12 protein-coding genes and 1 pseudogene are annotated in these 12,865 nt (G+C 67.1%); 5 read left to right on the top strand and 8 right to left on the bottom strand.

From position 1 onward, the window contains the following. The first annotated feature begins 285 nt into the window (after nt 1-285). Nucleotides 286-2,457, top strand: coding sequence for a hypothetical protein (locus tag SB786_RS17130; protein ID WP_410728465.1), 2,172 nt, complete (start codon nt 286-288; stop codon nt 2,455-2,457). Between the two features lie 7 nt (nt 2,458-2,464). Continuing rightward, nucleotides 2,465-3,172 carry a DUF3142 domain-containing protein gene (locus SB786_RS17125; protein WP_410728464.1) on the top strand — a complete coding sequence of 236 codons (708 nt, stop codon included), beginning with the start codon at nt 2,465-2,467 and terminating at the stop codon, nt 3,170-3,172. Between the two features lie 103 nt (nt 3,173-3,275). On the opposite strand, the gene SB786_RS17120 is transcribed toward SB786_RS17125, so the two are convergent. Then, nucleotides 3,276-4,112: an alpha/beta fold hydrolase gene (locus tag SB786_RS17120; RefSeq protein WP_410728463.1), complete on the bottom strand. Its 837-nt coding sequence runs from the start codon at nt 4,110-4,112 to the stop codon at nt 3,276-3,278. A 246-nt stretch (nt 4,113-4,358) separates the two neighbouring features. On the opposite strand from SB786_RS17120, the gene SB786_RS17115 reads away from it, so the two are divergent. Further along, nucleotides 4,359-4,733: a VOC family protein gene (locus SB786_RS17115; RefSeq protein WP_006756848.1), complete on the top strand. Its 375-nt coding sequence runs from the start codon at nt 4,359-4,361 to the stop codon at nt 4,731-4,733. 85 nt (nt 4,734-4,818) lie between these two features. Here SB786_RS17115 and SB786_RS17110 read toward each other — a convergent pair whose 3' ends face one another. After that, nucleotides 4,819-5,652, bottom strand: a complete 834-nt coding sequence (locus tag SB786_RS17110; RefSeq protein ID WP_410728462.1) for an oxidoreductase — start codon at nt 5,650-5,652, stop codon at nt 4,819-4,821. Nucleotides 5,653-5,746: 94 nt separating this feature from the next. Here SB786_RS17110 and SB786_RS17105 point away from each other — a divergent pair, with 94 nt between their 5' ends. Further along, entirely contained in the window at nt 5,747-6,718 is a 972-nt protein-coding gene (locus SB786_RS17105) for an AraC family transcriptional regulator N-terminal domain-containing protein (protein ID WP_410728461.1), read from the top strand. Nucleotides 6,719-6,748: 30 nt separating this feature from the next. Here the strand turns inward: SB786_RS17105 and SB786_RS17100 are convergent. After that, nucleotides 6,749-7,288 (bottom strand): annotated as a pseudogene (locus SB786_RS17100) (galactose-1-epimerase); the annotation flags it as partial. Between the two features lie 160 nt (nt 7,289-7,448). Next, entirely contained in the window at nt 7,449-8,744 is a 1,296-nt protein-coding gene (locus SB786_RS17095) for an MFS transporter (protein WP_410728460.1), read from the bottom strand. Nucleotides 8,745-8,984: 240 nt separating this feature from the next. On the opposite strand from SB786_RS17095, the gene SB786_RS17090 reads away from it, so the two are divergent. After that, nucleotides 8,985-9,890 carry a ketopantoate reductase family protein gene (locus SB786_RS17090; RefSeq protein WP_410728459.1) on the top strand — a complete coding sequence of 302 codons (906 nt, stop codon included), beginning with the start codon at nt 8,985-8,987 and terminating at the stop codon, nt 9,888-9,890. Between the two features lie 560 nt (nt 9,891-10,450). Here the strand turns inward: SB786_RS17090 and SB786_RS17085 are convergent. The 4 genes from SB786_RS17085 to SB786_RS17070 form a co-directional block, all read right to left on the bottom strand. Then, nucleotides 10,451-11,362, bottom strand: coding sequence for an anti-sigma factor family protein (locus SB786_RS17085; RefSeq protein WP_410728458.1), 912 nt, complete (start codon nt 11,360-11,362; stop codon nt 10,451-10,453). Then, nucleotides 11,359-11,907: an RNA polymerase sigma factor gene (locus tag SB786_RS17080; protein ID WP_410728457.1), complete on the bottom strand. Its 549-nt coding sequence runs from the start codon at nt 11,905-11,907 to the stop codon at nt 11,359-11,361. Before SB786_RS17080 ends, SB786_RS17085 begins: the two co-directional genes overlap by 4 nt. A gap of 203 nt (nt 11,908-12,110) precedes the next feature. After that, entirely contained in the window at nt 12,111-12,341 is a 231-nt protein-coding gene (locus SB786_RS17075; RefSeq protein WP_410728456.1) for a type II CAAX prenyl endopeptidase Rce1 family protein, read from the bottom strand. Between the two features lie 53 nt (nt 12,342-12,394). Continuing rightward, entirely contained in the window at nt 12,395-12,811 is a 417-nt protein-coding gene (locus SB786_RS17070; protein WP_410728455.1) for an organic hydroperoxide resistance protein, read from the bottom strand. Nucleotides 12,812-12,865 lie beyond the last annotated feature (54 nt).

Below are 12,865 nucleotides of genomic sequence, written 5' to 3'. Positions count from 1 at the left end.
GTCAGGACCGATTCCGTCGCGCGGATCGACCCAGACGCCGCCTTCTCCAGACCTCCCCCGTCGGACGGCGAAGACGACCGCTGGTCGTCTATCCCCGGATGTCCGTCACTGCCGGCTGCATCTTAATTCATGCGCTCCGGATTCAAGGTGGCGTTGCGTCTACAGTGAGTGGACTTCCATCTCGCCGGGCCGGCGACCGAAGCGGCTCGTGAGGTACGATACGCGCCGAGGCGAAATGCCTGCTGAGAGACCCGGCCCTCGCGGCCCCACACCAGTACAAGAAAAATGCCGAGAAACCCGACGCTGAACCGAAACCTGCTCGCCGCGCTGGCGGCCAGCCTGCTTTGCCTGCCTGCCGCCCACGCCAGTTCGGACGACAGCTGCAACGTGCCGCCCACGCTCCGCCAGAGTACGTACTCGTGCGGCAACGTGCCGATGCTGAGCCCCGCCAACGACACGCGCATCAACGCGATGCTGATGATGGTCGACAGCGCCAAGGTCGCGCGGGTGTTTCCGGACCCGAAGACCATCCCGCCGAAAGACCGGATCAGCCAGATGATCGTGCCGTTCCCGATGGATTTTTCCGGCTGGATCGATATCGGCCAGAAGGCGCCCGACCAGACTGGCGGCGCAGCGGACGCCGACGCACTGTCGAACCGGTACGCCGACGGCGAAGGCAGCATCTGTCGCAGCATGGACTCGGGCGCGGACGCGTTCAACGATGCGCTCGGCGGTGCCGGCGGCCTTCCCGCCGACGAAGCCGTCCGCCTGCGCGCGGCGCGCGCCGACATCGCGCAGAAAACCTGTGCCGCGGGCGGCGCGAGCGCCGCGTGGACGAAGCCGCCGGTCAAGTCGCCGCTCGGCCAGCAGTTCGCCGCGTACCTCGACGGCACGAACGCGTTCTACCGCGCCGACTTCCACACCGCGACGCGGGCCTTCGCGAGCGCATCGCACAGCGCGAACCCGTGGCTGAAGGAAACCGGCCTCTATATGGCCGGGCGCGCGCAACTGAACGCCGCGCAGGCCAACGCTTTCGACAACGACAGCCCGACGCCGTCGCGCGCTCGCGTCACGAAGGTGTCGCTCGACGCCGCGAACACCGTGTTTCGCACCTACCTGAAGGTGTATCCGCAGGGGCGCTATGCGGTTTCCGCGACCGGGCTGCTGCGGCGCGTCGCGTGGCTCGGCGGCGACGTCGCGCAGCAGGCCGACCTCTACGGCCACGCGCTCGCGCGCTGGTCGCCGGCGACGTCGAACGTGCCGCTGATCCAACTGGCGAACGAACTCGACAGCAAGCTGCTGTTCGGCTCGGAACTCGACGCGCGCCAGATCCAGTCGCCGACCGTGCTCGCGACCGTCGACCTGCTGCGCATGCGTACGTCGGACAGCAGCGATTCGAGCCGCGGCAAGCCGCTGACGCTGGACGACCTGCAAGCGCAGAAACCGCGCTTCGCGAACGCGCCCGCGCTGTACGACTACCTGCTCGCCACCTGGTATGTGCAGATCGGGCGCAAGCCCGATGCCGCGCTCGCGTTGCTGCCCTCCACGCCCGCCGTGCCGCTCGACTACTTCGGCTTGAGCCAGCAGGCGCTGCGCGCGTTCGCGCTGGAGGATAGCGGCCAGGGCGACAAGGCGCGCCAGCTGTGGCGCGACCTGATTCCGCTCGCGAAATTGCGCTTCCAGCGCGAGGCGCTGGAACTCGCGCTCGCGATCAACCTGGAGCAGGCCGGGCTCGTCAACGACGTGTTCGCCGACGATTCGCTCGTGCAAAACGCCGCGATCCGGGCCGTCCTGCTGCAGCGCTCGGCCAATGCGGACCTGTTGCGCACGCAGGCGCAGAACCCCGCGGCCGGCGGCGCGCTGCGCGACACCGCGCTGTACACGCTGCTGTACAAGGAGCTCACGCGCTCGCACTACGCCGATTTCATCGCCGATACCGCGCTGGTGTCCGGCGCGCCCGCCGATCCGTTGAAACCGTTCATCGCCTCCGGCACCCGGAACGACGACGGCTACGTGTGCCCGTCCGCGCGCGAGATCGCCGCGGCGCTCCAGCGGAATCCCGCCGATGCGAAAGGGCTGAACTGCCTCGCCGATTTCGTGCGCCTTCACCCGCCCGCAGCCGGCCTCGAAGGCGACCCGGTACCGCCGTGGATGCGCAACGCGTCGGCGGCGGCCGCCACGCGCGTGCCGCCGACGCTCGGCGGCGCGCCGTCTCAGTTCGCGGGCAAGCCGTACGAGCGGATGTCGAGCTACGTGACCGTGATCGCCGATGCGCAGGCCAGCCCGAACGACCGCGCGTACGCGCTCTACCGCTCGATCAAGTGCTATGCGCCGGGCGGCTCCAACGAATGCGGCGGCAAGGACGTGCCGAAGAACACGCGCAAGCGCTGGTTCGACATGCTGAAGACCGCCTATCCGGGCACCCCGTGGGCGCAGAAGCTCCGCTACTACTGGTGAGCGCCGCGTGAAGCGCATCGCGTGTGTCGCGCTGCTGCTGGCCGGCCGCGTCGCGCTGGCCGGCACCGTCGATGCCGCGCAGTACGACGCGTTCTGGCTGTGGGCCGGCGTGAAGCCGCAGCCGGTCGTCAGCGGCGCGCGCACCCTGTACGTGCTGCAAGGGCAGATCGAAGCGTCGCCGCGCGACGAGTCGCAGGTGCGCGTCATCGCGCAGGGCGTCGCGCTGCCGCCCGCGCCGAACGCCCGCGTGTGGCTCGTCTATCGTGCGCATACGCTGCGCTGGACGCCGCGCGTGACGCGGATCATGCTCGCGCAGCTCGAGCGCTGGCGCGCGTCGGGCCGCACGATCACCGGTATCCAGATCGACTTCGACGCGCGCACGCGCCACCTGCAGGATTACCTCGAATTCCTGCGGACGCTGCGCGAGACGCTGCCCGCCGATTGCCGGCTGAGCATCACCGGGCTGCTCGACTGGAGCAGCCGCATCGATACCGACCAGGTCAACCAGCTCAGGGGAATCGTCGATGAAGTGGTCGTGCAGACCTACCAGGGGCGCAGCACGATCCCCGACCATGCGGCCTACCTGCCGCGCGTCGCGCGGCTGCAGTTGCCGTTTCGCATCGGCGTGATCCAGGGCGGCGAGTGGGACGCACCGCCGTACCTCGCGGCGAATCCGTGGTTCCGCGGCTACGTCGTATTCCTGCGCAACAGCTAGCGGGCAAAAACGCGGCGACCACCAACCCGCCCGCACCATGGCGACGCAGCCTGTCGAGGCAGGCATGCGTCGCGCCGTTACACCGCTTGCACCGCGTACACCGTTAGGCCTGCACGAACGCCAGCAGGTCGGCGTTGAGCACATCCGCGTTGACCGTCAGCATCCCGTGCGAGTAGCCCGGATAGGTTTTCAGCGAGCCGTTCTTCAGCAGCTTGATCGACTTCAGCGCGGCATCCGCGATCGGCACGATCTGGTCGTCCTCGCCATGCAGCACGAGCGTCGGCACGGTGATCGCCTTCAAGTCCTCGGTCTGGTCCGTTTCCGAAAAGGCCTTGATCCCTTCGTAGTGCGCCTTCGCGCTGCCGCTCATGCCCTGGCGCCACCAGTTCTGGATCACGCCCTGGTGCACCGTCGCGCCGGGCCGGTTGAAGCCGTAGAACGGGCCGCTCGGCACATCGAGGAAGAACTGCGCGCGATTGTCGGCGAGCGCCTTGCGGAAGCCGTCGAACACGTCGAGCGGCAGGCCTTCCGGGTTCGCGTCCGTCTTCAGCATCAGCGGCGGCACCGCGCTGACCAGCACCGCCTTCGCGACGCGGCCGGCCGGCTCGCCGTGCCGGGCAACGTAGCGCGCGACTTCGCCGCCGCCGGTCGAGTGACCGATGTGCACCGCGTTGCGCAGGTCGAGCGCCTCGGCCACCGCGAACGCATCCGCCGCGTAGTGATCCATGTCATGACCGTCGGATACCTGCGCCGAGCGGCCGTGCCCGCGGCGGTCGTGCGCGATCACGCGGTAGCCTTTCTGGACGAAGAACAGCATCTGGGCATCCCAGTCGTCGGACGACAGCGGCCAGCCATGGTGGAACACGATCGGCTGTGCATCCTTCGCGCCCCAGTCCTTGTAGAAGATCTCGACGTTGTCCTTCGTGGTGATGTAAGGCATGGCTGCAGGCTCCGTTGGGGTAGGTGAACAGCGTGCCGGCCGAGCACCCGGGCGGGTGTCGGCACGAACCGCGGCGCGGCGGCACACCGCGCCGATCGATGCGGCACTTAGGCGTTGTAACGGAAAACTGCGACCCTGTCATGAAATGAACTGAATCCGGGATGAACGAGGCCCGGCGGGCGGCCGCGGCGTATGGCAATATCGCGTCGGATCCGCCGTGCAGCCCCACTCACTTCAGGGATACTCATGTTCGACCACGTCAAATTCGGTGTCAGCGACTACGCAGCCAGCAAGGCGTTCTTTCTCAATGCACTCGAACCGCTCGGTGTGGCGGTCCTCGACGAAGGCGTGCCGACCTACGGCGTCGAACTCGGCGTGCCGGGCAAGCCGACGCTGTGCCTGTTCCAGACCGACGAGAAGCCGGCCCATCTTCACCTCGCATTCGCGGCCGACACGCGCGCGCAGGTCGACGCATTCCACCGTGCGGCGCTGGCGGCGGGCGGCAAGGACAACGGCGCACCCGGCCTGCGCCCGCAGTATCACGCGCACTACTATGCGGCGTTCGTCATCGGTCCGGACGGGCACAACATCGAAGCCGTTTGCTCGCGGCCCGAAGCCTGATCGTTCGATCGGGTAACGATGCACCGCATCCGTGCGTCACGCAGCCAATTGCGGATTCGCCACACGCGAGCAATTGAATTGCCCTTCAACCGTCCGTCGACACGGTCACCGCCTCCCACGCGCGCATCTCGTCTTCCAGCGCCGCCCATTTGGCGCGCACGAGCCGCAGCGCATCGCTGCCGAGCAACAGATGGGCCGGCGGACGGTCCGCCGCAATCACCGCGAGCATCGCGCGCGCGGCCTTCGCGGGATCGCCCAATTGCCGGCCGCTTTTCTCCTCGCGCGCCTGCCGGATCGGATCGAAGAGCGCGTCGTAATCGGCGATCGAGCGCGGCGTGCGTGCCATCGAGCGGCCGGCCCAGTCGGTGCGGAACGAGCCCGGCGCGACAGCGGTCACCGCGATGCCGAACGGCGCGAGCTCCTGGCCGAGCGTGTCCGAAATCCCTTCCAGCGCGAACTTGCTGCCGCAGTAATACGCGATGCCCGGCATCGTGATGTGGCCGCCCATCGACGTGATGTTCAGAATGCGGCCGCGCCGGCGTTCGCGCATGAACGGCACGACGGCCTTCATCATCGCGACGGCGCCGAACACGTTCACGTCGAACTGTCGGCGCATCTCCGACAGCGGCGACTCCTCCAGGATGCCTTCGTGCCCGTAGCCGGCGTTGTTCACCAGCACGTCGACGGGGCCGACGCTCGCCTCGATGTCGGCGACGACGCCATCGATGCGCTCGAAGTCGGTCACGTCGAGCACGCGCCCGATGGCCGCATGCGGGGACAGCGCTTCGAACGCCTGTCTGGCCTCGTCACTTCTCACGGTGCCGACCACCGTATGACCCGCGGCCAGCGCTTCCTGCGCGAGCGCGCGGCCGAAGCCGCTGCTGACGCCGGTGATGAGCATGAGATTGCCGGATGCCATGTGAGCTTCTCCCAAATGTCGATCGAAGCATGCATGCTAGTCTGACGATCTACGCCAAATAAGCCCGATTCTGCTGATTTTCTTGCACAAAACTATGAGCACCGCGCCCTCTTCGCCCCGATCGCCGTCGCTGCCCGCGCGCGGCCGCCAACGCCTGATCGCGTTACTGCACGCGTTGGCGCCCGACGAAGGCTACAACCTGACCGCGCTGCCGAGCGTGCGCGTCCTGCGTTCGAACCGCGCGCTGTCGCGCACGCCGGTTCTGTACGACCCGGGCATCGTGATCGTGTGCCAGGGCCGCAAGCGCGGCTATTTCGGCGGCGAATGCTATCTGTACGACGAGGATCACTATCTGGCCGTGTCGGTGCCCGTGCCGTTCAGCATGGAAACCGACGCGACGGCGGAGCGCCCGCTGCTCGCGCTGTATCTGCACCTCGATTTCCCGATGGCCGCCGAACTCGCCGCGCAGATCGACCGCGCGGGGCTCGCGGAGCCCGTGCAGGCGCCGAGGAGCATGATGTCGACGCCGATGGACGAAGCGATGCAGGCGAGCGTGCTGCGTTTCGTCGAGGCGATGCATCGGCCGCTCGAAGCGGCGGTGCTCGGGCCGGGGCTGCTGCGCGAGCTGTATTTCCGCGTGCTCACCGGCGCGCAGGGCAGCGCGATGAGAAACGCGCTGGCGATGCGAGGCCAGTTCGGCCGGATCGGCCGTTCGCTGCGCGTGATTCACGCCGACTACGCGCAGGCGCTTGACGTGTCGCGACTGGCCGGCGAAGCCGGCATGAGCGTGCCGAGCTTCCACAGCCACTTCAAGGCGATCACGCAGGTGTCGCCGATGCAGTATTTGAAGTCGACGCGGCTGCATCAGGCACGCCTGCTGATGGTGCGCCAGGACCTGACGGCGGAGGCGGCCGGTTATGCAGTCGGCTATACGAGCCCGTCGCAGTTCAGCCGGGAATTCAAGCGGCTGTTCGGGCTCACGCCCGCGCAGGAGACGAAGCGCATGCGCGCGCAGTTCGCGATTCCGGCGGCGTTCGACGATGCGGTGTACGTGTCGTCGCATTGACGTGCCGCATCCCGCTGCGCGTCAACGCCGTCATCGCGCGCCGACCTTCCATACCGTCACCTCGTGCAGCGTCTGCCCCGGCTTGAGCACGGTCGTCGGGAACGACGGTTGGTTCGGCGAATCGGGAAAGTGCTCGGCTTCCAGCGCGAACGCGTCGGTCTGCCGGTAAGCCCGCCCGCCCTTGCCCGCGACGCTGCCGTTCAACCCGTTGGACGTATAGAACTGCAGCCCCGGCTGCGTCGTGTACACCTCGAGAAACCGCCCGGACGCCGGGTCGTATGCGCGCGCGGCAAACGCCGGGGCCGGCTGGCCGCCCTGGTCGAGCACCCAGTTCTGGTCGTAGCCATGCGCGACGACGAGCTGCGCATCGTTGTCACGCAGATGCGCGCCGATCGGCGTCAACTGGCGCAGGTCCATCGGCGTGCCCGCCACGCTCGCGAGTTGCCCGGTCGGGATCGACGTGGCGTCGGTCGGCGTGAAGCGCGACGCGGCGATCTCGATCAACCGCCGCTCGATGCTGCCGCCAGCGTGCCCGGCCAGGTTGAAATAGCTGTGGTTGGTCAGGTTCATGCGGCGCCCGACCATATGCCGATCGACGCGCTCAGGGAATGCCGCCGGCCATCGCGCATGAACGTGGACGACGGTCGACACGCGCCGTTTCGCGTCAACGCAGGCCCCCGATCGTCGTGCGGCCCGGTCACGGCTTCGAAATGGCCGCGTCGATCCCGGATCACGACCTTGCGGGGCGCAACGCGAAGCCGGCCAGCGCGCCGACGATGCACAGCGCGCCCACATAAATCTCGGGCGCCTGCGGGTTCGATTTCAGCATCACGGACACGAACACCGGCGTCAGGCCGCCGAACAGCGCATACGCGACGTTATACGAGAACGAGATCCCCGAAAAACGCACGACCGGCGGAAATGCCTTGACCATGGCGACCGGGATCGCCGCCACCGCGCCGACGAAGAAGCCGGATACCGCGTACAGCGGCAGCAGCAATGACGGATCGACCGCGAGCTGCCGGAGCATGAAAAAATACGATGCGCCGAGCAGCAGGCAGCCACAGAAAATCGTGCGGGCGGTGCCGATGCGTCCGGCCACCGTACCGGCAACGATACATCCGATGGTCAGGCAGAGCGTCGCAGCCGAATTGGCCTGCAGCGCGAGCGCCGGCTCGATATGAAAACGCTTCGCGACGAGCGTCGGCGTCATCAGGATCACGACGACGATCGCGGCGGTCAGCGTCCATGTGAGCATCATCGAAACCAGCACCGCCCTGCCGTGATCGCGCAGCACGGCCTTCAACGGCACTTCGCGGGTCAGCGCCCGGCTGCGCTTCATGTCGATGAACACGGGCGTTTCATTGAGCCAGCGTCGCAGAAATGCGGACAGGATTCCGAACAATCCGCCGACCACGACAGGAATCCGCCACGCATAAGCGCCGATGGCGGCATGCGAATAGTGCTGGTTGATCCCTGCCGCGATCAGCGAGCCGAGCAGGATGCCGAGCGTCAGGCCACCCGTCAGCAGGCCGCACGCATAGCCGACATGGCGCGGCGGCACGTGCTCGGACACGAACACCCACGCGCCGGGCACCTCGCCGCCCACCGCCGCGCCCTGCAATACGCGGCACAGCAGGAGCAGCACGGGCGCGGCGACGCCGATCGATGCATAGGTCGGCAGCAACCCCATCATCAACGTCGGCAGTGCCATCAGCATCACGCTCATCGTGAACATGCGCTTGCGGCCGACGAGATCGCCGAAATGCGCCATGATCACGCCGCCGAGCGGGCGCGCGAGATAGCCGGCCGCGAAAACCCCGAACGTCTGCACCTGACGCAGCCAGTCTGGAATCGACGGCGGGAAGAACAATTGACCGATGACCGTCGCGAAAAACACGTAAATCACGAAGTCGTAAAACTCTAGTGCGCCGCCCAGCGCGGCAAGCACCAGCGTTCGGTGGTCGCCGCCTGTCAGCGGACGCGGCGGCGCTAGCGGAATCTGAGACGCGTTCAATGAATTCATTCCTGGAAGAGGTTGGGTGTCGGATCGGCATGCCGATCCCGATCCGATGACGTGCCACCTCACGAGAACACGCGACGTGTTCGCGTCATTCCGTCGCGCATCGATTTATCGGAGTCACGAAGGTGCCGGGAATAAACCGACGGTCTCGCGTGTTTGACGTGCATGGACGGGCCGACGTGCCTGTTTCACCCATGCGGCTTGTTCGCGCATGCCATGTTCATTGATTCCCTCGGAGACATCATGCGGTTTGCAGTCCTCGGCGCCGGCTCGGTCGGCTGCTATTTCGGCGGCATGCTGGCGCTGCACGGCCACGAGGTCGCATTCATTGGCCGTCCCTTGCATGTCGACGCGATCCGCGACCACGGCTTGCGCGTTCAGACGCGCACGTTCGACACGCGCGTGTCCGCCAATGCGTCGACCGACATCGCCGCGGCCGGATCGGCCGACGTGGTCTTCGTCTGCGTGAAAGCGGGCGATACCGCCGAGGCCGCACGCGGGTTGCGTCATGTGCTGGCGCCGGACGCCATCGTGGTCAGCCTGCAAAATGGCGTCGACAACGCGGCGCTGTTGCGTGCCGAGATAGCGCAGCCGGTCATTTGCGCAGCCGTCTACGTGGCGAGCGAGATGGCCGGCCCGGGGCATCTGCTCCACCACGGCCGCGGCGATCTCGCGATCGAAGCGTCGCCGTCCAGCGAACGGCTCGCGCAAGTACTGCGCGCAGCGGACATTCCCACCCGGATAGCCGACGACGTGCGCGCGGTACTCTGGCGCAAGTTCATGCTCAACTGCGCATACAACGCGATTTCCGCGATCGTGCACCTGCCGCTGGGCGAGATGCCGCATCGCGATGCGTTGCGCGAAACGATGTGCGCGATCGTCGCCGAATGCATCGCCGTCGCCGCGGCCGAAGGCGTGCATGTCGACGACGAGCCGACCGATATCGTCGCGCAAATCGAAGCGACGATTCCTCCGGGCCAATATTCGTCGACAGCGCAGGATCTGGCGCGCGGCAAGCCCGGCGAAATCGACCATCTGAACGGCGCGGTCGTTCGGCGCGGTCTGGCCGCACGCATCGGCACGCCGGTCAATCGGACACTCCATCTGCTCGTGAAGATGCTGGAAGCAAAGGCCGCGGCGCGCTCGTGACGGGCGACGATCGCGGGGGGTCGACCGGGGCAGGTAGTCGGGTCGACCGAGACGGACGAACACATTCAGCATATCGCGAGAGATCGGATACACCGTCGCCTTCGCCAACAGCGCAGCCGCGTCGCCGAATCCGCCCGTGGTGGCGGCAGCGACGCCGGCGCCCGATAGCCACAGAACGTTGCTCGCCTGTCCAAACTTCGTCCAGGTATTCGCCCGCCCGTCTCTACGTTGTTTCAAAAACACCAGTGCGTTAAGCAACGCAGTGGCGCCGAGAATCGTGCCGGATACCGCGATCTTGGTGGACTGAGGCGAATGATCCAGCCATCTATCAGCGTCACCGCGGTGCCGGGAATAAACCGACGGTCTCGCGTGTTCGATGTAGGCCTCGCAAGCCGGCGTGCGATCCGGGATGCCGGCCAGGTCATCGCGGAACTTCAGCCCCGGGCGCAGCACATGGCCGCCAGCCTCAACCGGCTGCTCACGCCGACGCCTGCGGCCCTCGCGAACCGTGACGCACCCGCATGCCGGCCGCGGCGCGTGCACGGTGTCGCCGCGAACCGTCAGCTCGCGATCGCCGGGCCGGCCTGCCGCAACTGACCGAGCACCTCTTCCATGCCGTTGTCGGCGATCCGCTTGCCGATCGCGCCAAGGTCGGTGTCGCCGGGCGCGGCGATCAGCGCATAGGTGACACTGGCACGGCGCCAGGTCACGACCTCCATGCTGCCGACCTGTTGTCGGGCGAGCGCCATGTCGGGCCGTTCGTCCTTCATCACGCACAGCGCCACGGGCAAGCCTTTTTCCGGCAGATAGACGATCTGCACCAGCGGCTTGTGATTGAAATTCAGCTGCTGTATGCGCTTGAAGGTCAGCCCGACCGAGCGCAGGTCCGGAATGCGGATCCGCAGCCCGTCGTCGCGGCGAATGTTTTCAACCATATGCGCGGCGGCTGCGAGATTCGACGAATCGAAAGCCACCGTGTCGCGCGTATAGAGCCGCTGATAGTTCACGGCCGCCATGATCCACGGGGACATCTGCGTCTGCGCGGTCACGAGCGCATCCCGCGACGCGAAGTGCAGTATCGCGCCGCAGCAGAACGCTCCCGCGACGAAGGCGACCGCGAGCCACGGCACCATCGTGCGAACGCGCGAGCGAACCGGTGCGGACGACGGCGCGCGTGCGTGGGGCCGCGACGACGGCGCATCCGCGCGACGCGCGCCGCCGACCGCGGACGGCGCCGACGGCCCCGCATACGCCCGCGCGATTTCAGCGACCTTGCTGATCAGGCTCTGCGGCAGCGGCGGCCACTCCTGACGCTGGAACGCATACTGATAGGGCAACACCGATGCTTCGAACAGGGCAACCCGCCTGGCGATATCGGCCGACGTGCCGATCGCCCTGTCGACTTCCTCGCGCTCGTGCGACGTGAGTTCGCCATCCACGTATGCCATGAGCAGGATGTCGTCCATTTTCATGCCCCCTGATCCTCACGCTTCGCTGCGCCTTTCATGGGTCGTTCCTTTCCATCGCTGAACAGCGCGCCGATCGTCTGGCGGGCACGCGAAAGCCGGCTCATGATCGTCCCGATGGGTACGCCGAGCGCCTCGGCCGCTTCGCCATAGCTGAGCCCCTCCACAGCGACCAGCAACATGACCACGCGCTGCGCTTCGGGCAGCTGCTGCACCGCCCTGACGATCTGCGCATCGAGCGCCTGCTGCTCCAGGGTCGGCGCGGTGGGATCGGCGATGGTTTGGAGCAGGTCGTCGTCCCAGTCCATGCCCGAGCGCCGACGCACGCTGCGTGCGCGGAGTTCGTTGAGCCAGGTGGATTGCACGATCGAGAACATCCAGCTGAGCGGCGCGGTTCCCGGTCGTAGCTGATGCGCTCGTTCGAGCGCACGAACGCACGCGCCCTGCACGAGATCCTCGGCGTCGTGCCGGTCGCCGGAGATTCGCAGCGCGAAGGTCCAGAGACGCGGCAGCATCGCGGGGAGCATGGCGGACAGTTCGGCTGCGGTCATCTACGTCGATCCTCCCGTGGTGCAACCAAGCCGACGTTGACGAACTGCAGTATCTGACGTGTATCCATGGGTTTAGGCGAAATTGAGCGGGCAACACCCCTGCAGTGCACGTAAACAGCTGGACGGCGCAGATATTCCATCCGCCGTCGCGTATTACCCGAACTGCCGGATCACAGGTCCTCGCGACCAGAGCGCGCGTTCGCTCACGCCCGGGCGATGAATGGATAGGTCAGCAACCCGAACTGCACCAGATTGACGCCGAAGTGCGCGAGCACGGCCGATTGCAGACCGCCGGCGCGACAGGCGAGCCCGTATCCGATGCCGGACAGGCCGACCAGCAGAACCAGCAGCGCGCCGCCCGGGTAATGAGCAAGGCCGAACAGCACGGCGCCCGCCACCAGCGCCAGCCAGCCGGCATTCGGTTGCGCACGCATCAACCGCGTCGCGCCCGCCTGGATATAGCCGCACGTCGAACGCCGCACGCGTATCAGGCCACCGTGACGACCACGTCGATGTTGCCCCGCGTCGCCTTCGAATACGGGCACGTCCGGTGCGCCGCGTCGACCAGCGCCTGCGCGACGTCGGCGTCGACGCCCGGCACGCTCACGTTCAGTCGTGCCTGCAGGAAGTACGCGCCGTCGTTCATGGCCAGATCGATCTGCGCATCGACATGCGTGTCGCGCGGCAGCGAAACCTTCAGCTTTTGCGCGGCCAGGCCCATCGCGCCGATGAAGCATGCCGACCAGCCCGCGGCCAGCAATTGCTCGGGATTCGTGCCGGGCGCCGCCGAGCCCGGCGCGGAAAGCTTCACATCCAGACGGCCGTCCGCGCTGTGCGCGGCGCCGTCGCGGCCGCCGGTAGTGCGAACCTCGCCGGTGTACAGAATTTTCGTTTCGTGGTGCATGATCGGTACCGTGTTGAACGGGGTGGGTGAATGACGATGCCGACAATCGGCATC

This window comes from Burkholderia sp. SIMBA_062 (assembly GCF_046534765.1).
Lineage (GTDB): Bacteria > Pseudomonadota > Gammaproteobacteria > Burkholderiales > Burkholderiaceae > Burkholderia > Burkholderia ambifaria.
This window is presented reverse-complemented; position numbering and strand designations above follow the sequence as displayed.